This is a genomic window from Levilactobacillus yiduensis (assembly GCF_024718525.1).
GTDB classification, from domain to species: Bacteria; Bacillota; Bacilli; order Lactobacillales; family Lactobacillaceae; genus Levilactobacillus; species Levilactobacillus yiduensis.
This window is the reverse complement of record NZ_JAMXAZ010000027.1, coordinates 14978-36246: the sequence shown is the minus strand read 5'-3', so window position 1 is coordinate 36246 and position 21269 is coordinate 14978. Positions and strand designations below refer to the sequence as shown.

Sequence of the window (21269 nt, the reverse complement as noted above, 5' to 3'; positions counted from 1 at the left end):
CCATTGAACAGTCAAATGATCCAGTCTGTTTTTAGAACGGTGGTCGCACGGTACAAGACGGTTTTGGAACAGTTGAAACAACATCCCTATCGCTATCAAGATGACAATAAAAAGTGGATGAGTGTCACTAAAGACTTGACCTGGTTGTTCAAGCCACTTCACTTTTCACGTCCGCAGGCAGATTTGGTCCGACAAAGTAATTACTCTTTTAGCTGTGGCCTGACCGAGATTTCCTTAACAACCCTGGGAAAAAGAACTAAGATGCCCTTCACTGTTAAAGGATTTGAACACTATTTCCAAAAGGGGTGGAGACTGGGAACAGCAAGATTAGTACATAGCAGGGGCAAATGGTACTTGCATATTGGTATGACTAAAAAGAACGCGGACTTTGATCCAACTGTTCCAGCTCAGGTCGTGGGCATTGACCGCGGCTTACGTTTCATAGCGACTACCGTTGATCAACAAGAGAAAACGAGATTTTTTGACGGTAAGAAAATCCTTTTGAAACGTCACAAATTCCAGAAGGTACGAGCAGAATTACAGCATCGCGGGACCAAATCAGCTAAGAAAAAGTTGAAGCAATTACAGCGACGAGAGAACCGCTGGATGACCGATATCAATCATCAGCTATCTAAGACACTCGTTGCATTGTACGGTCCCCAAACACTCTTCGTCTTGGAAGACTTGACGAACGTGACGTTCAACACCAATGATCTGCCTAAGTCTCTGCGAAATAGCCACCGTTCCTGGGCCTTCTTTCAACTGGAAGCGTTCCTAACCTATAAAGCCCAAGCGGTTCAAAGTCAAGTGTTGAAGGTAAGTCCGGCTTTTACCTCCCAACGTTGTCCCAAGTGTGGACTGATTGAGAAGACTAATCGTCATCACAACATTCACGAGTATCACTGCCAACAGTGTCAGTATCGGTCTAATGACGACCGACTAGGCGCCATGAATATCAAAATGCTAGGCCAAGAATGGTTGAGTGGGGTCAAACACCCCAGAATCAAGAAAACAACAGCTACCGGGTAAACCTGGTAGTTAAACGGGTAGCCGTCAATTACCCGACGATGTTGCCACTACGAGTAGGAGTTCTCAGTGAACGTTGGACTACTGCGTCGAGAGACACGTGAGCGACAAGCCGCTGAATTTATTCGGCGGTAATTGACTACGATAATGTTGTCATTCATCCAACTGTACAAACGCCGTATGGCCTAAGCCACCGCCAACTTGCATGACGCTGCCACCGTGACGGAGCTTGCCGAGGTTGACCGGGTGGAAGTTCAGCGGCTTGACCAACGCAGCGAATTCTTTCTTAGCGGGGCGATCATCGCCGGCGTAGAATAATACCCGCTGTCCCGGGCCAGCCACCCGACCGGTCATCAATTCGTGGGGTAAGGTGTTGAAGGCCTTGATGACCCGGGCGTTGTGAGCCGCTTTGGCAATCACTTCGCTACCGGTCAACGGTCGCGTGTCGATCTTCTTGAAGTCTGTGTTAAACTGATTGGTCACGTCAATCACGATGCGTTGCTGATAATCGGCAATCTGGTGCAGGACCTCGGGAGCAACCGTAAATGGTACGGCGATGATGACGACCGGCTGCTGCAGAGCCACCATGACCTCGTCAAAAGTTACGTTAGCCGCGAATTCTGCGCGCCGAGGTGCTAAGCTGGCGGGCCCGCCTTGATGACTTAAGATGACGGTGTGCTCACCGCGGCTAAATGTCTGCGCCAGAATCGTGCCGACCGTGCCAGAACCAACGATACCAATGTTCATGAATACTCAATCCTTTCAGTAAAATGACTTAGGTCTAGTCTACGGGAAGAATTGCGAAAAGCGAAGTTATTTGTTTACCCAGATAGCATAAACGACGATTTAATTAGACAAGTTAGATTTTAAATAGTCTAAGTCGTCGGAAAATGCTATGCTAGTGATATGAGGAGTGAACGAACATGATTAATCAAAAAGACTTAGTGCGTAAGCTAAATCAGGTTATTTTAATTGAAGGCTTTCAGAAATTATCAATGGGCAAGCTCGCCACTGCGGTAGGCGTCAGCCGGGCTAGCCTGTATCTGTACTTTAAAAATAAGGATGAAGTGGTCCAGGCCGTGGTCGATCGCCATTTGGAATTCATCGCGGAACATCCCGTGCCCCAACAGTTCTCACCGGCGACCTTCCTGCCGATTTGGCTGGCATCGCTACAACTGATGGGATCGACCACCGAACAGTTCATGGCTGATCTGCGAAAGAGCTACCCGGAACACTTTCAGGCAGTCACGAAAGCCCAACAGGATTACTTTACCAGACTGACGGCTTACGTCGCTCAGGGGCAGACGCAACAGGTTTTGATGGATGTTTACCCCGCCGACTACGTGATCTTTCAAGCCCAAACGCTGATCCAGGGGATCTTGACGCAGGTCCAGCACCAGCAGTTGACGGTTGACCAAGCAAGCCGGTATTTGGAAGCGACCTTGCATCTACAACTGGTCAGCTTGTTAGCGGCAAATCGGCAGGCCAAGCTAGACGTTAAACAGGTTGCGGGACTGGAGTCAGCGGTTTTGCGGAAGTTTCGGGAGACTTATGCACTGATTTTGTAATTAAAAAGTGAGCTTGAGGCAAAACGCCCAAACTCATTGGTATCTCCGAACTTATAGTGCTGAAACTTGGGACAACAGGCAGCTGGTTCCGCTTAAAACTGATACGCAAACAAGCCAAACTAGGATTATTTGCGTATCAGCCTTAGCGCTCGCCAGCGAACCGCCTGTTGTCCCACTATTATTTTGATTACCAGGTTAATCTCGCGGCAACTGTACCCGCCGCAATAGCGCAATGAGCTGTTGGCTATCTGCGGGGGATAGCTGCGTTGTCAGTTGATCTTCGACATCGGTAAAAATCGTGGTGAGGGCCACAACTTTGGCTTGGCCCGCCGCAGTCAGTGTGATACGGTTGGACCGGTTCTGGGTGCCGTGACTCGCGTTCTTGACGATCAAGCCGTCCCGTTCTAAGATTTTTAAAAGGTTGGACACGCTGGCGCCTCGACGGTGAAAATGGTCGGCGATTTCACGCTGATTGACGCCGGGGTGTTGTGCGATGAAGCCCAGTGTGCGGGCTTGTGGCAAGGTGACGCCGACTTGGCGTGCTCGCCGATCATAGACTTGCTGTTCCGCAACGAGAATCTCGCGCATTAAATGGTTTAGTTCACTGGCAGCTGTATTTTTCATGGGAAACCTCATTCTTTAAGTGACTTGACAAGTGGCATTGTACGCGCTAGACTACGGTCATTGCAAATTAGACATCTAACTTGATGGAATAACAGACCTGGGAGGATGACATCATGCGTGAATTAAAGATTTTTTGCCGCCATAGTTTATCGGGACATGGGACCGCGAGTCGCCGAGAATTTTGGTGGGCGGTAGTGATGGTCTATGCGATTGGCTTGGCCATGATTGTGGGACTGGCGTTGGCACAAAGCTATGGTTGGCAAGCGATTGTGACCGTTCAGCTACCCACATTGCGGTTGACCGATCGGCTTATTTTGATGGTGGCTTGGGCGTTGCTGCTGAGCGTTAAGGTCCGGCGGTTACATGACTTGCGGTTATCCGGTTGGTGGGTCGTGCTCAATGCGATTCCCGTATTGGGCGCGCTGGCCATGACGGTAGCTGGGTGTTGGCCATCGCGGGCGCCACAGATTAGGGCCGTAAAGTGATCTGAAATTGCTGATTGGGCAATAATGTTACGGAACCGGCACAGCAGATTAATTAGGGCAAGCTTAGCGCTATAGATTAAAGGCGATGAACCAGTTTAAAACTTTTCCCTTGCCTTGAAGTACACATCAAGGTCTATCCTAAGGTCATTCAAGTAACGGAAAGGAATGGCACTTATGACAAAAAATGTATTGGTTCTCGCGGCTAATGGTCAAATTGCCCGGCTCGTGGAACACCGTCTCTTAACGGCGGACGCCTACCAAGATGTTGTACTGACACTGTTTCTGCGCAATGCCAGTCGACTGGCGACGTTGAAAGACAACCCGCGCGTGACCCTAATCGAAGGCGACATCACGGATTCCGCTGCAGTTTCAGCAGCGATGGCTGGTCAAGACCTGGTCTTTGTGGCTGTGGTCGATCACGATAGTCAAAACCGGCTGACGAAAAATGTGATTGCGGGGATGCAGGCTAATCACGTGGACCGCGTTCTGTTCACCAACGTCTTGGGCCTGTACGATGAGGTTCCCGGTGAATTTGGCCGCTGGAACTTGGAAATGATTGGCGCAGGGATGGCGCCAGCACGGCAGTCCGACCAATTGTTGGCGGATTCCGGGTTGGACTACACCACGTTGCGATTGCCTTGGTTAAATGACCGCGACGTTAATTATACCGTTACCACCCGCAATCAGCCCTACGACGGCGTTTCGGGCTCACGGTCCAGTGTCGCCGACGTGGTCTTGCAGATCATTGCTGACCCAAGTCGCTACAGTCGTGATAGTATTGGGATGGCAGATCCAACCACAGCGGGACAAAACCGGCCAGTCTACTAACAGTGAGGAGCTAAGACAACATGAACATTAAAGAAGCTAGCGAAAAAACGGGGGTCTCCTCCGCGGCCATTCGGTACTACGAAAAGGAATCCCTGATTCCCGCGATTGACCGGACCGCAGTGGGTAACCGCGACATCGATGACCGGATCATTCGCCGCATTCGCTTCGTCACGCAAATGCGGGCGGCGGGGATGAGCATTGAAAATCTCCGGCGGTACATTGAGCTGTTTGACGCCCAAGAGGACAATACCAAGGAACAAAAGGCGTTGTTAAAGGAACAACTGGCCGTCATGGAAGAAAAGCGCGACGACTTGCAGGCCGCCATTGACCATTTGAATTACAAACTCAACCACTTCCATGACCATATGGAATCAACGGAAGCGGAACTGCGGGAACTGGAGCGCCAACACGCGGACAAGGTGGCCAAGGAAGACCCGGCAGACGAAGATAACTTTTAGACGATTAAGACCAATAATTATCCAATTAGCGATTTAGCCAATAGCTAGATTGCTTTTTATTTTATAAAAATTTGCCTTCGAGTTGACTCGAAGGGGTAAGCTGATCCTATCAGAAAAGGAGCGATGACATGAAAGTGTTAATTTTAGGTGCATATGGTCAGATTGCCCGCTTGGTGCGCCAGCGGTTGTTGGCGGAAACGGACGTGCAGTTGACCCTCTATTTGCGCCGTGCTAATCGGTTGCAAGACGTTGATGCCACGCGAGAAACGGTCATTGAAGGTGACGTGAACGATTACGCCATGTTGAAGGCTGCCATGGCCGATCAAGACCTCGTGTTAGCCGACTTGGGTGGGACGTTTGAACCCATGGCGAAGAATATCGTGCGCGCCATGGAAGAAACTGGCGTGCAACGCTTACTGTATATCACGGGATTGGGGTTGTACCACGAATTGCCAGCGAAGTTTGACGCCTGGCTGGAACGGTCGATCGGGCATGCCGTCATGGAAGACACGCGGCGAGCAGCCAAACTGATCGAAGACTCGCCGCTTAATTACACGATCATTCGTGCCGGCTACATGACCAATAAGGATGAAATTGATTACGAGCTAACGGAGAAGGGCGAAACGTTCAAGGGCACCACGATCTCACGGAAGAGCATTGCCGATCTGATCGTGAAGATTGCTAATCATCCTACCCTGCACAGCCATAGTAGTCTAGGCATTGCCAAGGCGGGTACGGATGGCGATACGCCGGTGTATGCCTAGTTAAAGTTGGCAAGGCGGGGACGGTGAGTCCGCCAGATGAATTTGCGAGAACAACTAAAACGACCACCCAACAAGAAGATCCTTGCTGAGTGGCCGTTTTTAACTTAAGACTTCGGTGCTTTCGGATGCGTGAACTTATGCTGGCGAAAGGCACAGAAACTGACGAACGAGAAAATGACGGCCAACGTTAGCGACCAGCCAAAGGCTCCCTGTGGTCGATTATAAGCGATGATGGGAATTAGCTTTAGTAAATGATGGTCCTGATAGGCCGTCATAAATAGTCCTATGGCGCTGCCCCACAACAAAATAGTGGCCCCGTAAATCCAGTAACGTAAGGCGAAACTCCGATTGTTTTTCAAGTAAATCCCCTCCTCAATCAGTATACGATTAAGGGAAATTGCGCACAAGTTGTGGATGGCTTGTTGGGAAGATATTGCGGCAACCAGACCTTTCGTTCGGCCATCGAGATGTCGCTATATTTTTCAAAAAAGCGCTTGCCTTAAAGTCCACTTTAAGGTCTAAACTGAACGTATTGAATCGATAAAGGAGATCTGCACATGGCAACGAAAGTGTTAATCATTGCTTATTCATGGTCCGGCACCACGGCCAAACTGGCGACGGCGCTTCAGCGTGTGACTGGTGGTGACCGGGTGGACTTGACGGTCGCCGCGGGAACCTTTCCCAACGATATGTACGCCACGTCCGATGTGGCGAACCAGCAACTGGCGACGCATCAGTTACCAGCCTTAACCAATGCTGTTCCCGATGTTAGTGCCTATGACGTGTTGCTCGTGGGGGGTCCCGTTTGGTCGGCGAAGGTCTCGACGCCGGTGCGATCATTCTTGCAGTCACTCTCGAATTTCTCGGGAATCGTCGCGCCGTTCTACACCGATGCCGGGACCCCCGGCGGTTATGAGAATGATTTTGCCAGCTTGGTCACCTCAGCCACTGTGGCGTCAGGTATTGGCCTGACATCAAGTGAGCTTCAAGGGGCCAATCAGCAACTGGCGAGTTGGTGGCAGCGTTTAACAACGAAGTAAATGGAGGAATTTTAAATGAAAACAGCAGTATTTATCGAACCAGGCAAGGTGGAAGCTCAAGAATTACCTAAGCCAGCGGTCAAGAACCCAACGGACGCCGTCTTAAAAATCGTACGGGCTTGCGTCTGTGGCTCCGACCTGTGGTGGTATCGCGGCATCAACGATCGGCAAAAGAATACGCCCGTCGGCCATGAAGCCATTGGCATCGTTGAAAGTGTCGGGTCCGCCGTCACCAACGTCCAACCGGGCGACTTTGTGATTGCGCCGTTTACCCACGGCTGTGGTCACTGTGCGGCTTGCCTAGCTGGCTTTGACGGTGATTGTGAAAATGCCCGGACCGATGACGAAATCGTCGGCTACCAAGGCGAATACTTACGCTTCAAGAATGCCGACTGGGCCTTGGTCAAGGTGCCTGGTCAACCCAGTGATTACTCTGATGCCCAGTTGAACGACCTGTTAACGCTGGCTGACGTCATGGCGACTGGTTATCATGCTGCCGCTACGGCCGAAGTCAAGGCCGGCGACACGGTCGTGGTCATGGGCGATGGCGCCGTGGGCTTGTGTGGCGTGATTGCCGCCAAGCTTCGTGGGGCTAAGCGGATCATTGCGATGAGTCGTCACGCCGATCGCCAAGCCTTGGCCACCGAATTTGGCGCTACGGATATCGTTGCCGAACGGGGCGATGAAGCTGTTCAACGCGTGATGGACCTGACCAATGGTGCTGGTGCCGACGCCGTGTTGGAATGTGTCGGGACCGAACAATCCGTGGACACAGCCGTAAAGGTAGGTCGTCCGGGCGCCGTTGTGGGTCGCGTGGGTGTGCCACAGAAGGCCGAAATGAACACCAACAACCTGTTCTGGAAGAACATTGGTCTGCGGGGTGGCATTGCTTCGGTCACGACTTATGACCGCGCCGTTCTGTTGGATGCTGTCTTGAAGGGTGAGATTCACCCGGGGAAGGTCTTCACACAACGATTTGATCTTGATCACGTGCAAAATGCCTATGAAGCGATGGACAAACGTGAAGCTATTAAATCATTATTAGTTATTAGCGATTAATTATTAATAATAGATATTGCAAAGGGCCACTGTGTTTTTTTACAGTGGCCCTTTTTACTAACGAATGCCTCAACTAATCTCGTAACATGATTAACCCCTTGGTCCCGCGGGAAGTCGCGACGTACCGGCGATTCGCGCCAGTTTCTGGGTCAGCGTAGTAGGCAGAATCCCAATCGGTGATGATTGCAAAATCAAACTCGAGGCCCTTGGCGACGGGAAGCGCCATGATGTTGAGCCCTGGCTGAACCGTGTGGGTGCCGTTGCCAGTGATCAGGTGAGCCTGTGGCAGCTGTTGCGCTAAGCGGCTAGCAGCGCTGACGGTTGGCGTGAAGAGACCGACACTTTGCGTTGACTTGACCGGGAGTTGTTTGAGAAGGGTGGGCCAATCCGCTTGTTGACTCACTTGTGGCGGCGTCCCCGCCGCTTGCACAGCCTTAACTGTATCTTGCCAGTCCCCCGCATACTGGGCAAAGAACCGGGTAATTTCGCCGGTCGCCCGGTAGCTAGTGGTCAGGCGTAGGGTTGTGGTCTGACGCGACGGAAAGTAGGTGGCAATCGTGGGGGCCGTGCCCGTTAATCGCTGACGGTGATCCCCGACAATCGTGATTTCAGCGTTCGCAAATAAGGTGCTTAGAAATAGCCAAGCGTCAGCGTCATAGTCCTGAGCCTCATCGACAAATAGTGCGGCGGTGGTTGTTTGGCGATAGGCAGTGAAGTTGAGCAGAAGGTAGAGTTGGTCGTAGGGGGTGAGCACCGGCATTTTTAAATCTGTCGCCAAGTTGGGCCAGTCAAGCCATTGGCTGATATCCGCGGGACGTTTGCCAACCGCGGACAGCCAGCGCCAAGCCCGTTGCATGCGCACCAGCCAGGGGTCGCGGTCGTTGGATTGGGCGTAAGCTTGGGAATCGAGACCGGCTGGTGTGAGGACAAGGGGCTGTTGCAGGCGGGCAGCGAGTTGTTCGAGATGGTTATTGGCGGTGTCCAAGATGTCCAGACCGAAACGCTGGCCCCATGAGCGGACCAAATGATGATAGGTACTGCTTAACGGTTCGGCCTCTCCCAGCGCGGGGAGCACGCCACGAATGTAGCGACTGAAGGCCACGTTGGGCGTTAAGATTAAGATGTCAGCTGGCGTCCAATCTGCGCGGTGGCGGTAAAGTTGATAGGCGACCCGTTGCAGGAGCACGGAAGTCTTACCGCTGCCGGCAACCCCATCAACAATGACAATGGGATGCGTATTTTCACGGATGATGGCGTTTTGTTCCCGTTGAATGGTGGCGGTGATTTCTTGTAACCCGCCTCGCCGGTCACTGGTAAGGACGTCAAGGAGCAGGGGGTCGCCGATGGCCGTGTCGGTGTCGATGACCTGTTGTAAATGATCGTGATCAATGACGAATTGTTGGCGACCAAGGACGGTGACAGGAATTTGGCGGCCGTTTGCCTGGTAGCTAGTGGCACCAGTACGATTAGCGTAGTAGGCGTCAGCTACCGGGGCGCGCCAATCGTAAATCAAATCGTTGGTGTCTTCGTCCGTATAGCCAACTTTTCCCAGATACAACTGTTCTGGCGCATCATCACCAAAGTCCAAAGTGAGCTTCGCAAAATAAGCCTGGGGAAGCAAGAGCTTGGCATGGGCTAACCGCGTGATGGCGGTGTCACGCCGGGCATTGAGCGTGTCGATCTGACGGTTATTACTCTCGATGCTGGCAAAGGTTTCAAGTTGATCGTTGAAAGTGCCTAGGTCTAAGTGTCCTTCACCAATTAACTGTTGTTTCATGGTGCGCGCTTCCTGCGTGAGACGGGTTAATTGATCGGTAAGCTGTGCAATATCACCTGTTAGTTGTTGGTAAATCACCTGTAAATGTTGTGCTTCTGAATGCATCCAATCACCTCCGAGTTCTCTAGTCTACGCGCTTTAGCGGCAATGACCAGTCTGTTTCTGAAGTGGTTGGCATGGTATAATAAATGTGGGGAAAGAGTCGGACGACTAACAAAATATGATTATTAATAATCAAGGCACAGGTTGACTATAACTAGTTGAACTGTGCCTTAAAAATTAAAGTGTAAAATCATGTAGGAGCTGTTGCCGCAGAGTCGAATTGTTCACGATACGAGGGGTGAGATTGAAATGGTGAAGAGCGCGTTGAAATACTTATTAGTCTTGCTTTACGGGATAATTCCAATGCTGGTTCTGCTTACTTGGAATACACGAAATCTTAAGAACGGTTGGCTAGTCCCCATAACGCCTTATATAGCTTGGGTATTTCTTAGCTGGTTATTATGTTATCCCTGGTTAAGGGGTAAACTAGGATTCTTGTTTATTAAGAATGATAAAAACAGAAGATTAACATCAAATGATATTTACGCGTATCCATTCCAATACACGCTAGGAAGCACGCGGAATATTGGCGAAATTTTTAGGCTGAACTATATATTATTTAAGCATCTATTGATAAGTTTTTTACTAATACTGTTCGGTCCACTGATCATGGGCACGCTACTTCTAATGACGTTGCTCAAAAGAATAAGGTCGTAATTATTCTGTCGAGAGTTATTTATGCGGGGGTTAGGCCTCTTAATTTTCATGAGCATAAAAAGATTGTCAGATTACTGAGTGGAACTGTTACTGTCCGACAAAAGCATTTAATGGCTTGATCGGACTTTTAACTTTCAGTTAATGAGCTAAATATTGCGGGTCTATTTCTTCGGCCGAACAAAGCCCCCACTACTCTTACTAACGAAATTGGCAGGGAATTTGTGACCTTTTGTGGCCGAATTTAAGGCTTTCTTACAGAATTGTTGGCTTACCGCACAGTTGAAGATAATAAAAAATACAGGATTACCTTGAGTATTTTCAATGGTTTGACGTCAGATGTATGTTAAAATGATGTCAAAAGGAGGCGTTTCTAATGAGCACAACACCGACAACAATTCGTCTAGATGATGACCTACGTAAAGAATTAGATGTTCGTTTAAAAGCAGTTGGTATTAGTTTAAATACCTATGTCACAATGGCTGCGAAACAATTGGTCATTCAAAATCGGATTCCTTTTGACGTTGTAGCGGCTGAAAAAGATGAACCTAATGAAGTCACTAAGCGGGCGATGGTACTAGCAGAGGCTAAGGACTTAGGTTTGTTGGCCGAGGATTCACCGGTATTTTCAGACGTCGATCAAATGATGAACTTTCTAGAGCGTGGGGAGTAAATAGATGTATCTACTACGATTTGAACCCCAATTTAAGAAGGATTACCAATTACTGAAAAAGAGTCATCCGGAATTTGTTTCTGAGTTACGGCAGGTGCGTATCGGAACGCATCAGGAGCTATTTCATGGCGAATTAAAGTAGTGTCGTTACCATATAAAACCAAAGTTTCTTAACTCTCGACCAATCACCGGCCGAGAGTTTTTTCAATTATTTTAAAATTCCCCCTTGCCTTGAAGCATGGATGAAGGTCTAAACTCCTAATCATTCACTTAAAGACGAGGAGCAAATACACATGGCAAAGCAAAAACGATTTGACTGGATTTTACTGGTCATCTTAATGAGTTACTTCATGATTCTCTTGGACAATTCAATCATCTTTACGGGGACGGTCAAAATCGCCCAGGATCTTCACCTGAACCAAGCGACATTGTCTTGGGTCAGTAGCGCCTATTCGCTGACGTTCGGCGGTTTTCTTTTGTTAGGTGGCCGCGCCGGTGACTTATTTGGCCGGCGGCGGGTCTTTCAGTTAGGGCTGATCATCTTTGGGCTGGGGTCGCTGATCGTCGGCCTAGCGGTAAATGCACCAATGATTATTGCGGCGCGCGCCTTTCAGGGAATTGGGTCAGCCATCCTGGCGCCCACGACGCTGGCCATTTTAATGGACACCTATGGAGGGGCCGAACGCACCAAGGCGATTGCGTATTACGGCGCCATGGCCGGCATCGGTGCCAGCGTGAGTCTGGTGATTGGTGGCGTCTTCGCCAGTCTATTGACCTGGCGAGTCGGCTTCTTCATCAATGTGCCGATCAGCATGTGGATGTTCTACCTGGCCGTTAAGCACCTGAGCAAGGACAGCGGTCAGACTGGTAAATTGGATTGGGTGGGCACCCTCAGTTCCCTGATTGGGATGAGTGCGCTGGTCTACAGCATTGTCGGCGATTGGGCCCAGCTGCCAGCGCTGGTGATTGCCGTGCTCTTCTTGGCCGGTTTCATTTTCCAAGAGCACCGCACGGGCCAACCGATCATGCCGCTGCGTTTATTCACAGACCGCGAGCGCATCGGTGCCTATATCGGCCGTTTCCTGTATCTGGGTGCCATGATGGGCTTTTGGTTCATCACGCCCCAGCTGATGCAAAATCAACTTGGCTTTTCGGCCTTGATGGCGGGGGTGGCCTTCTTCCCACTGACCATCGTCAACTTTATCGTCGCCCTACAAGTGGCCCGGTTAACGGCGAAATGGGGGAACGGTGGCTTGCTAGTTGGTGGCATCGCGCTGACTGGGGCGGGGATGCTCTGGTTGAGCTTCTTCACGCCGGCAGTGGGGTACTGGTGGGGCATTGCCGCGCCAATGCTCGTGATTGGTTTGGGTCAAGGCCTGTCGCTGAGTCCCTTCACGGCGGCCGGAGTCGCCCACACGCAGGGCGCTGACGCTGGGGCCGCTTCCGGCGTGGTCAACGTGATGCACCAAATCGGTGGCTCCGTTGGGCTGGCCATCTTGGTGACCGTGCAGGATCTCTTCGGCGACCAAGTCGTGGGTTTCCAACACGCGATTTTAATGGGTGCCATCCTACTGGCTGTAGCTTTGGTCGCGGCGGCCTGCCTGATTGTACCAGGTGAACGGCAAAAATAATTTCAGAAAAGGCCTTGCCTTGAAGTAACTGCAAGAGTCTATATTAAGGGCATCAACAAATGAACTGGAGGAATTTATCATGACAAACGTTTTAATTATTGGGGCAACGGGTTCCGTGGGTAGCGTTACCCGTCAGTACTTCTTAGACCATACGGATGATCAGTTGACCTTGATGGCACGCAATACCCGTCGCTTAGGCCAACTGTCAGACCGTGAACGCGCAGTTACGGGGAGTGTTACGGGCACAGCAGCGTTGACAGCGGCTCTCAAAGGCCAGGATGTTGTTTTCGCCACGCTGAGCGGGAACCTCGCTGGGATGGCGAAAAGTCTAGTCGCTGCCATGGATGAGACGGGCGTCAAGCGCCTCCTGTTCATCGCTTCAATGGGGATCTACAACGAAATTCCAGCTAGCGTGGGCGCCAGTGGCAACTTGGCTACTAACCCGATGCTCCAGGGGTATCGGAACGCCGCCGACGTGGTCGAAGCGTCTGATTTGAACTATACGGTCATCCGGCCCGGCTGGTTTGACAACGGCAACGATACCGACTATCAGGTGACTAAGAAGGGCGAACCCTTCGGTGGCCACGATGTTTCGCGGAAGAGTATCGCGGATCTAGTCGTCCGGTTGGCTCACGATGAAACGTTGGGGTCACGCGATAGCTTGGGGATTAACCGGAAATAAATGTATACAGATAAAGACTTTCCAAAAAATCCCACCACAGGCGGGATTTTTTAGTACTAGGCCAGAGCCACAGCTGCCGCATGAATGTATTGCACGCTGTTGATGACCAAGGGAAAGCCGATAACCGGGACCAACTGGTAGAGAGCCTCGAGAATCGTCTGCGCTGAAATGCCTTGGCGTTGGGCCGCGATAACGTGTTGCGGCAACATGGCGGGTGTGTGCTGGACGGTCAGCGTGATGATAGCAATCAAGCTGGCCTCGCCAGGTGCGATGGCTGCCGGGGCCGCATCAATAGCCGTCATCAGCCGGTTGACGATTTGTGCTAAGTCCGGGTCGTCGGAAAAGTAGGTGGCGAGTAGGTGTTCATTTTCAGTCATTGTGAGGACTCCTTATTGTAGATTCACCTTTCAGTGTACCGGTTGGACAGCATAAAGGATAATACTTAGTCTTTATGGCCGTCTAAGAGAGAGGGCCATCACAAAATATTTGTCAAAGTGGCTTGCCTTGAAGTAACTGCAAGGGACTAAAGTAAATGCATCAAATGAAATCGCGTTGAGAGGAGATTTTTTAAATGAATACTGAGATGTTACAACTTTACCGCGACTACAACGTCGCCATGGCAGCAGACGATACGGTGGCGCTGGATCACCTGCTGGGACCAGACTTTACGTTGACCCACATGACGGGGGTCGTGCAGCCCCGCGCCGAATGGCTAGCCGAGTTAGAACATGGGACCATGCATTACTTCTCCTCGGTCGAGGACCACGTGACCATGCAAGCGACCGCGACAGGCTGGCAGGTAACCGGGCAAAACCGCGTTGTAGCCAGCATTCATGGTGGGGGTAAGTACGAGTGGCCGTTAAACACAGTTATGGCGGTGGCCCGGATTGACGGCCGGTGGCAGATCTTATCGGCGGTCGTCACAACGTATTAGGAGGTTAGTAAAAATGAGTGTATTTGAAAATTTACGGCGCGGTCAGGCCTATGATATCCATGACTCAGAATATTTAAAAGAAGTTCATGGTGAAATTGACCGGTCAGACGATCTGTAATTTCAGATTAATCAAACCAATCCCAAATACAAGCAACGAATCATAGACTTGGAAAACACGTTACTCCACGGGCAAATGGCCGATGGTACCTTCTTCACGCCGCCGATGCACATCGACACGGCCAGCCGGGTCTTCCTGGGTAAGAATGTGTATGCCAATCATGGATTGACCAGGATGGCAGCGGGGACAATCACCATTGATGATGGCGTCATGATGGGACCGGAGGTGGGTTTCTTCACGGTTAATCATGAGCCGAAAAACATTCGGACCATCTTGGCTAAGGAGATTCACATCAAGCGCAATGCCTGGATTGGCGCCCGCGTCAGCATTTTACCAGGCGTGACGATTGGGGAGAATGCGATTGTCGGGACTGGTGCTGTGGTCACCAAGGACATTCCCGATAACGCGGTTGCCGTGGGCGTGCCAGCCAAGGTCGTGAAGACGCTGGATTAGGTGGAGATGTTTCATGTGAAACACCGGTAGATGCGAACGACCTGAATGAAGTAAATTTTTGCAATTTTTAGAATAATCATTCCAACATTTGATTTTGGAATGCTGTTTTGAGCTTTTGAAGAAAAATCATTCAATGGCCAAATAAATAGCGCAGACCCACCACGGATTTCCCGCCCGGTAGATCTGCGCTATCTTATTTTAATCGGTTGTATTAGATGAATTGAATCAACGACATCAAGACTGGTACCACCACAATGAACAGCACCGTACTGGTCGTGACCACGTTGGTGGCATAGGCCACGTCACCGTGGGCTTCGTTGGCCAGGATAGGTAAGACGGCCAACATTGGTGTAGCGGATTGGACGATCAACGTTTGCGAAGCCATGCTGGGGAAGGTGGCGCCAAAGTGACCGGCTGCCAGGAGCACTGCCACCATCAGGATAGGGGACAGGACAAACCGGCCCAGCAGAGCGACGATGGTGTCGCGGTCAAAATGAATGCTCTTCAAGCCGGCATCGGCTAGGACAATCCCGATGTAGACCAGGGACAGTGGCGTCACCAAGTTGCCGACATAGGTCAGCGTGGAGTTGATGAAGCTGACCTTGAGCACGGGGATGTTTAGCAGCAAGAAGACCAATGCGACCAGGAAGCCGACCAGCGGCATGGGGATGACCTTTTTCCAATCGATGTGGTTGTGGTGCTTTTCCTTGGGCTTGGTCGGGTCATCGTTGGAAATCAAGAAGACCCCAAACGCCCAGGTCGAGACCGTGTTCACGATGTAATAGACTAGAAAGTAGGTCATGCTCTGGTCGCCAAACAGCGCGATGTTCAGCGGTAACCCAATGAAAATCGTGTTGGCGTTGACGATGGCATTGACGAAGATTCCTTTCCGGCCCGGCCGCACGTGCATGATTCGTACCAGAGCGAAGGCAATTAGGTAGCCGATGATGACGGCTAGAAACGCATACCCCAGGTACCCGGAAAAAGAAACCAATTGCCCCCGCGTCAGCCGGCTCAATACCGACACGAAGATGGACGCGGGAAGGGCAATATTTTTGATGAGCTTAGAAATGATACCGCCAAATTTGTCATCAAACCAGCCTTGCCGCCGCAGGACAAAACCTAAAATCATAATTAAAACGACGACAAGGACACTTTGAATAGAGTTCCACAAAACAGCCATGGAAGTGATGCCTTCTTTCTGAAAAATTAGTCTCATAATAGTGGCTGGTTAATCGAGCCAAGCGCGCCAATCAAAATGGCTAATGACCAGCGACTTTTAACCGGGCATTAGTATTGTACGGTTTTCGGTTAACCAGCTGAAATAACACTGATAATAACAACGTACCAGTAGTGAATGGGCTGAACCCATAGCTACTGGTACGTTTTCGGATAGATTGAATTGTTAACTTAAAGGGCGAACGGTAAGGCGGCCAGCACGGACTAGCTTGCGTGCAACGATTAATTTTGTCGCCAAAACCACAAATTAGTTCCGGTAGGCGGGAACCCACTTCATGTCAGCGACGGCCTGCTTGGCGTCAGTGATTGGTTCCTTGTTCAAGCCTTGGTCCAAGACGCTTTGGGCCACGACTTCTGCCAGCTTTTGGGAGAAGGACGTCAGTTGTGAAACGGGTGGCAGGACGGCGGCACCCGGTTGTGTTGGGTCGACCAGACCACCTAAGGCGTGGCAAGCTGCGGAGAGCGTTTCGCCGTTCAAGACCTTAGCCGTTGCTGCAATCAGACCGAAGCCCAGACCGGGGTACATCAAGGCGTTGTTGCCTTGGCCAATGTGGTAAGTCGTCCCCTGGTAGTCCACGTCGCCAGCCGGAATCCCGGTCGCGATGAGGGCCTTGCCATCGGTCCATTTGATGAGGTCGGCAGCGGTGGCTTCGGCTAATTTCGTCGGGTTCGACAGCGGGAAGATGATGGGCCGTGGGGTGTGCGCCGCCATGTCCTTGACGATGTCTTCGGTAAAGGTCCCGGGTTGCGTCGAGGTCCCAATCAGAACGGTGGGGTGAACGGCCTTGACCACAGCGGCCAGGTTCGTCAGCTCATCGGCGTTGGCAAACTCGGACCGGTCCCGCGTGAACGGCTTTTGAGCGGCAGTCAGATCTGGCGTGTCGTTAAACAGCAGGCCTTGACGATCGACGGCGTAGAAGTGTTGCCGCGCTTCGTCTTCAGAGAGACCGGCGCGTTGGAGTTCGTCTAAAATTTGGTTGGCAATGCCCATGCCGGCGGTCCCGGCGCCAAAGGTCACGAACTTTTGGTCCTTGATGTCTTCCTTAGAAATGTTGAGGGCGCCCAGAATGCCGGCTAACACGACCATACCAGTCCCTTGAATGTCATCGTTAAAAGTTGGAAATTGGTCCTTGTACTTGTCAAGAATGACCTGCGCGTTGGCCCGACCGAAGTCTTCCCAGTGCAGCAGGGATTCGGGGAACAGTTTACGTTCGGCGGTGACAAATTTATTGATCACAGCCAGGTAGTCGTCACCGGCCAACCGCCGATGATGGTTCCCCAGGTACAGGGGGTCGTCCAGTAATTGCTGGTTGTTGGTCCCGGCATCAATACTGACGGGCAGTACTTGAGCGGGGTCGATGCCAGCAGCGGCCGTGTAGACCATCAACTTGCCGACCGCGATGTCGACGCCGTTGACGCCCCAGTCGCCCATGCCTAAGATCCCTTCCGCATCGGTGACGACGACCAGGCGGATGTCCCGGCCGTTGGCGGCATTCTTCAGGGACGCTTCGATGTTGTCGGGGTCATCCACGGAAATGAAAGCCGCGTTTTGCGGGTCAGTGAACAGGTGGCTGTAGTCTTCGATTGAATCAGCCACCGTGGGGTCATACACGATCGGCATGAATTCCACCACGTGCTCGTCCATCAGCTTGAAGAACAGCGTCCGGTTCTCGTTGAACAGGGTCATCAAGTAGATCCGCTTTTCCAGATTGCTAGGCTTGCTTTGGTATTGTGCGTAGGCCTGCGTTGCCTGTTCATCTAGCGTTTGAACGTGACTCGGTAAGGTGCCGACCAGCCCCAAAGCCTGGCGTTCAGCGGTCGTGAAGGCCGTGCCCTTGTTTAAGAATGGGTTATTTAAAATAGAATCTGCTGTTTTCATCATAAGATTCCTCCAATTTGGTTTGCGTTAACTTTACAAGACACAGTATAAAAGGCGCATAGACGTATAGTCAAATGTAGCAGTCATTATAAAAATAATTTATAATGGTCTCATAAATGGCGTTATTAGGAGGACTTGAAATGAATACCAAGGACCTAGCTTATTTTAATCAATTAATTCGAGTGAAAAATTTTTCCAAAGTCGCGCAGGCCTTCAATGTGACCCAGCCAACCATCACCATGGCCATCAAACGGCTGGAAGCTGAATTCCAGACCAAGCTGGTCTTGCGCGACCGTATCCACAACGAGCTGGTCGTGACGGCTAGCGGCCAGCAACTGGCCGTCCACGCCCAAACCGTTTTGCGTGAACTGGACCTGGCGCACCAAGAGATTACGCACCTGACCCAGGATCGCACCGTGTTGGGATTGCCACCGATCATTGAAAATTACTACTTTCCCCGAGTGGCGGCGCATCTGCAGGCCCAGGGGATGTTGGCCAATCTGCAAACGTTGGAAGGTGGGTCGGTATGGCTACGTAATGCGTTACGTGATGGCCGCGCGGACCTGGCATTGTTGGGGTCGACTGAGCCGTTATCGTACAAGACGTTGGTAGCCGAGGAATTCGACCGGCAGCCATTTAACATCTTCGTGGCGGCGACCCACCCACTGGCCAAGCGTAAGCGCATCTACTTTAGTGAATTGAAGGGTGAGAAATTTGTCCTATTTAATAGTAGCTTTGTCCATAATACGGCCTTCAATACATTAACGCGACGTAACCATTTCCGGCCAGAGGTGGTCTTTCGGGCCAACGACACTCACGTCATCATGAACCTGGTTGCGGCCAACGTGGGCGTGACCTTTCTCACGGATATTGTTGACCAGCATCGCCAAGACGTGGTGCGTCTGGAATTGTTAGACGACGAGCAGCCGGAATTTATTTCCAGCATCGTCACCCGCACGTCCCACGTCTTGACGCCGACGCAAGAGCAGGTGCTCGCGGTCTTGCGGTCGACGTTGGGGGATGACTGATTTTTTGTTCAGTATACTGAAAGAAAACCAAAAATTTGGAGATTTATTCAGTATAATGAAAGAAACCTAGAAATTTGTGATTTTTATCCATTATAATAGAAGAAATTAGAAAATTTTAAAGTTTATACGTTATATGAAACAAAAGTAACTAATTTTAGCTTTTTGTATAGTATACTGAAAGAAAACTGAGGAGTGTTCAATCGTGGTAGTCCGCCAACTTTACCTAAATCGTTTGAAAAAGTATCAAGATACAGAATTTGTTAAAGTCATTACCGGCGTGCGACGGTCGGGGAAGACTTACGTATTACGCATGTTTCGCGACTATTTAAGGGATAGCGGTATCTTGGCGGAACAGATCGTCTTCTTAAATTTTGAATCCATGAAATACAGCTCGCTACTCACTAAAGAGGCGCTTTATCAATACGTGACTGATCGGGTTGTTCCTGGTAAAAAGATGTATCTGTTCTTTGATGAAATCCAACGCGTCAATGGTTGGGAAGACGCTATCAATAGTTTTCGAGTAGATTTTGATGTGGATATTTACGTTTCGGGGTCCAATGCCTCCCTATTATCCGGTGAGTTGGCAACGCTATTGACGGGGCGGATGGTGGAAATTCCAGTCTATCCGCTGTCGTTTAAGGAATTTATGGCATTTACCCAGACGACTAAAAACCCTGACCTGGCGTTTAATGACTATGTCACGGAGGGGGGCTTTCCAGCGGTGGCGCTAGTGGATGATTCAGAAGTCAAGCGCAGCGTCTTGGATGGTATCTATAGCTCAATTCTGTTGCGCGACGTGAATGAGCGAGCGGCGGTTAGAAATGACACGCTGTTGACCCAGGTGGCGGCCTACTTGCTGAGTGAAATTGGCAACCCAATTTCTGGCAATAAAATTGCGGGGGTCTTGAAGAATGACGGCTGGTCCAAGGTAGGGGTTTCCTCGGTGTTGCGATACATGCAGCTGCTGAGCGATGCGTTCATTTTTTATCCAGCTAGGCGTTACGACTTGCGGGGGAAGAGTTATTTGCGGTCAACGGCCAAGTACTATGCTGTCGATACAGGATTACGCAACGTTACGCTGAACCGAAACTATCAGGATAATTTTGGCCACCAAATTGAAAACATTGTGTATCTGGAATTGTTGCGGCGCGGCTACCGGGTGGATGTCGGTAAATACGAGACCCAAGAAATTGATTTCGTGGCACGCCGAGGATCTGAAGTGGCCTACTATCAGGTCACCAGACAGATGCCCGCGGCAGATAATCGAGAAATTGGGAATCTTCAAGTACTGGCGGATAATTATCCTAAGACACTAATCACCGCGAACCGTATGGATGTTGGCGAGGTTGCGGGAATTCCTATCGTGCATATTGTTGATTGGCTTTTAGGCCAGGACTGTTCTATTTAGGCTAAGCATCTTTTTTAAGCGCATAAGGTTTCACAACCAATGAGTGTGTTTCAGGCACTTTCGTTGATGTTACTGCTCGGCACGTTTCTAATAGCGTTGCTGACGTACATTGACAAACGCAAATAAAAAAGCCGCCCCCACAATAACTTTGGCGAGTTAAGGGACGTCTAAAATATCGTTCAGTTTCTAGTCACCGTCTTTGAAGCGGTCTGCTGTGGAAGGGCCTGGTGTACAATCACCGGGCCTTCTCGTTCACCCTATTTATAATATCATGGATATAATTATTCAATCAACAATTGTCTTTCAGACAAAAAATTTCCGATAATTCTTACTATAATTACATTACATATAGTGTAATTATAGTAAGTGTGGAGAGGGTGTGATAAGGATGAATGGTAAAGAAATTATAGAGCCGAAATAAACCCACTAACAGCGATTGTCACGCTAGCAGGTTCAGTGATTAACCTGATTGCCGTTGCTACGGCTACACGAAAGCCGAAACGGCACCACAGGAAACGTAAATAGAAGCAATGAGCGGGCGGCAACCCGCTTATTGTTGTACAATATTATAACATAAAGGGAGTGGAGGTAATGACACATATAATTTCAATTACAGCTTTGGGACTTTCTATCATTGGCTTACTACTGGCGATTTATAATTTAGTTAGGGTAAGTCACAATGGCAAAGAATGAGTACACTGAGGTACGTGCCAAGGCCAATAAGGAATGGGACGAAAAGAACAAAGAACGAACACACTACCTTCGATCCCAATCTAGCGCACGTAGTTTTATTCGCACTAAGGCGACAACTGACGACCTACAAGAACTTAGAGAACTAC

24 protein-coding genes are annotated in these 21269 nt (G+C 50.3%); 17 read left to right on the top strand and 7 right to left on the bottom strand.

Annotated features, from left to right (window positions below; genetic code table 11):
* The first annotated feature begins 15 nt into the window (after positions 1–15).
* A complete protein-coding gene (locus NGM66_RS12255) occupies positions 16–1029 on the top strand; it encodes an RNA-guided endonuclease TnpB family protein (RefSeq protein WP_258115746.1) in 1014 nt (337 codons plus the stop codon).
* Positions 1030–1179: 150 nt separating this feature from the next.
* On the opposite strand, the gene NGM66_RS12250 is transcribed toward NGM66_RS12255, so the two are convergent.
* Positions 1180–1773 carry an NADPH-dependent F420 reductase gene (locus NGM66_RS12250; RefSeq protein ID WP_208907279.1) on the bottom strand — a complete coding sequence of 198 codons (594 nt, stop codon included), beginning with the start codon at positions 1771–1773 and terminating at the stop codon, positions 1180–1182.
* A 176-nt stretch (positions 1774–1949) separates the two neighbouring features.
* On the opposite strand from NGM66_RS12250, the gene NGM66_RS12245 reads away from it, so the two are divergent.
* Complete coding sequence (locus tag NGM66_RS12245; RefSeq protein ID WP_208907280.1) at positions 1950–2594, top strand: TetR/AcrR family transcriptional regulator; 645 nt, start codon at positions 1950–1952, stop codon at positions 2592–2594.
* A 195-nt stretch (positions 2595–2789) separates the two neighbouring features.
* Here the strand turns inward: NGM66_RS12245 and NGM66_RS12240 are convergent, their stop codons facing one another.
* On the bottom strand, positions 2790–3218 hold the full coding sequence (locus NGM66_RS12240) for a MarR family winged helix-turn-helix transcriptional regulator (protein ID WP_208907281.1): 429 nt from the start codon (positions 3216–3218) through the stop codon (positions 2790–2792).
* 113 nt (positions 3219–3331) lie between these two features.
* Between NGM66_RS12240 and NGM66_RS12235 the strand changes: the two genes are divergently transcribed.
* The 4 genes from NGM66_RS12235 to NGM66_RS12220 all read left to right on the top strand — a co-directional run bounded on the left by NGM66_RS12235 (position 3332) and on the right by NGM66_RS12220 (position 5753).
* The gene (locus NGM66_RS12235) at positions 3332–3703 is read left to right on the top strand and encodes a DUF805 domain-containing protein (RefSeq protein WP_208907282.1); all 372 of its coding nucleotides are present in this window, start codon (positions 3332–3334) and stop codon (positions 3701–3703) included.
* A 174-nt stretch (positions 3704–3877) separates the two neighbouring features.
* The gene (locus tag NGM66_RS12230; RefSeq protein ID WP_208907283.1) at positions 3878–4531 is read left to right on the top strand and encodes an NAD(P)H-binding protein; all 654 of its coding nucleotides are present in this window, start codon (positions 3878–3880) and stop codon (positions 4529–4531) included.
* Positions 4532–4551: 20 nt separating this feature from the next.
* Entirely contained in the window at positions 4552–4989 is a 438-nt protein-coding gene (locus NGM66_RS12225; RefSeq protein ID WP_208907284.1) for a MerR family transcriptional regulator, read from the top strand.
* A 128-nt stretch (positions 4990–5117) separates the two neighbouring features.
* On the top strand, positions 5118–5753 hold the full coding sequence (locus NGM66_RS12220) for an NAD(P)H-binding protein (protein WP_208907285.1): 636 nt from the start codon (positions 5118–5120) through the stop codon (positions 5751–5753).
* Between the two features lie 104 nt (positions 5754–5857).
* Here NGM66_RS12220 and NGM66_RS12215 read toward each other — a convergent pair whose 3' ends face one another.
* A complete protein-coding gene (locus NGM66_RS12215) occupies positions 5858–6112 on the bottom strand; it encodes a hypothetical protein (RefSeq protein WP_208907180.1) in 255 nt (84 codons plus the stop codon).
* 198 nt (positions 6113–6310) lie between these two features.
* Here NGM66_RS12215 and NGM66_RS12210 point away from each other — a divergent pair, with 198 nt between their 5' ends.
* Both NGM66_RS12210 and NGM66_RS12205 read left to right on the top strand, forming a co-directional pair.
* Positions 6311–6793, top strand: a complete 483-nt coding sequence (locus NGM66_RS12210) for a flavodoxin (protein WP_208907286.1) — start codon at positions 6311–6313, stop codon at positions 6791–6793.
* A gap of 15 nt (positions 6794–6808) precedes the next feature.
* Positions 6809–7852: a zinc-dependent alcohol dehydrogenase family protein gene (locus tag NGM66_RS12205; protein WP_208907287.1), complete on the top strand. Its 1044-nt coding sequence runs from the start codon at positions 6809–6811 to the stop codon at positions 7850–7852.
* Positions 7853–7925: 73 nt separating this feature from the next.
* Here NGM66_RS12205 and NGM66_RS12200 read toward each other — a convergent pair whose 3' ends face one another.
* On the bottom strand, positions 7926–9734 hold the full coding sequence (locus tag NGM66_RS12200) for a UvrD-helicase domain-containing protein (RefSeq protein WP_208907288.1): 1809 nt from the start codon (positions 9732–9734) through the stop codon (positions 7926–7928).
* Positions 9735–10761: 1027 nt separating this feature from the next.
* Here NGM66_RS12200 and NGM66_RS12195 point away from each other — a divergent pair.
* The 4 genes from NGM66_RS12195 to NGM66_RS12180 all read left to right on the top strand — a co-directional run bounded on the left by NGM66_RS12195 (position 10762) and on the right by NGM66_RS12180 (position 13371).
* Complete coding sequence (locus tag NGM66_RS12195; protein WP_208907289.1) at positions 10762–11058, top strand: type II toxin-antitoxin system RelB/DinJ family antitoxin; 297 nt, start codon at positions 10762–10764, stop codon at positions 11056–11058.
* Between the two features lie 4 nt (positions 11059–11062).
* Positions 11063–11200, top strand: a complete 138-nt coding sequence (locus tag NGM66_RS12190; protein ID WP_208907290.1) for a hypothetical protein — start codon at positions 11063–11065, stop codon at positions 11198–11200.
* 151 nt (positions 11201–11351) lie between these two features.
* On the top strand, positions 11352–12689 hold the full coding sequence (locus tag NGM66_RS12185) for an MFS transporter (RefSeq protein ID WP_208907291.1): 1338 nt from the start codon (positions 11352–11354) through the stop codon (positions 12687–12689).
* A gap of 64 nt (positions 12690–12753) precedes the next feature.
* Complete coding sequence (locus tag NGM66_RS12180) at positions 12754–13371, top strand: NAD(P)H-binding protein (protein ID WP_258115745.1); 618 nt, start codon at positions 12754–12756, stop codon at positions 13369–13371.
* 56 nt (positions 13372–13427) lie between these two features.
* Here the strand turns inward: NGM66_RS12180 and NGM66_RS12175 are convergent, their stop codons facing one another.
* Positions 13428–13748 (bottom strand): carboxymuconolactone decarboxylase family protein, encoded by a 321-nt coding sequence (locus tag NGM66_RS12175; protein ID WP_208907293.1) that lies wholly within the window; start codon positions 13746–13748, stop codon positions 13428–13430.
* 194 nt (positions 13749–13942) lie between these two features.
* On the opposite strand from NGM66_RS12175, the gene NGM66_RS12170 reads away from it, so the two are divergent.
* Positions 13943–14305, top strand: a complete 363-nt coding sequence (locus tag NGM66_RS12170; protein ID WP_208907294.1) for a nuclear transport factor 2 family protein — start codon at positions 13943–13945, stop codon at positions 14303–14305.
* Between the two features lie 166 nt (positions 14306–14471).
* Positions 14472–14876, top strand: a complete 405-nt coding sequence (locus tag NGM66_RS14345) for a DapH/DapD/GlmU-related protein (protein WP_308707647.1) — start codon at positions 14472–14474, stop codon at positions 14874–14876.
* Positions 14877–15087: 211 nt separating this feature from the next.
* Here NGM66_RS14345 and NGM66_RS12160 read toward each other — a convergent pair whose 3' ends face one another.
* Positions 15088–16059, bottom strand: a complete 972-nt coding sequence (locus NGM66_RS12160) for an AEC family transporter (protein WP_208907295.1) — start codon at positions 16057–16059, stop codon at positions 15088–15090.
* A gap of 303 nt (positions 16060–16362) precedes the next feature.
* Positions 16363–17997 carry a malolactic enzyme gene (locus NGM66_RS12155; protein WP_258115743.1) on the bottom strand — a complete coding sequence of 545 codons (1635 nt, stop codon included), beginning with the start codon at positions 17995–17997 and terminating at the stop codon, positions 16363–16365.
* A 137-nt stretch (positions 17998–18134) separates the two neighbouring features.
* Between NGM66_RS12155 and NGM66_RS12150 the strand changes: the two genes are divergently transcribed.
* The 3 genes from NGM66_RS12150 (at position 18135) to NGM66_RS14340 (ending at position 20556) form a co-directional block, all read left to right on the top strand.
* On the top strand, positions 18135–19022 hold the full coding sequence (locus NGM66_RS12150) for a LysR family transcriptional regulator (protein WP_208907297.1): 888 nt from the start codon (positions 18135–18137) through the stop codon (positions 19020–19022).
* Positions 19023–19254: 232 nt separating this feature from the next.
* Entirely contained in the window at positions 19255–20430 is a 1176-nt protein-coding gene (locus tag NGM66_RS12145; RefSeq protein WP_258115742.1) for an ATP-binding protein, read from the top strand.
* A gap of 39 nt (positions 20431–20469) precedes the next feature.
* Positions 20470–20556: a putative holin-like toxin gene (locus tag NGM66_RS14340; protein ID WP_308707654.1), complete on the top strand. Its 87-nt coding sequence runs from the start codon at positions 20470–20472 to the stop codon at positions 20554–20556.
* Positions 20557–21269: the final 713 nt, after the last annotated feature.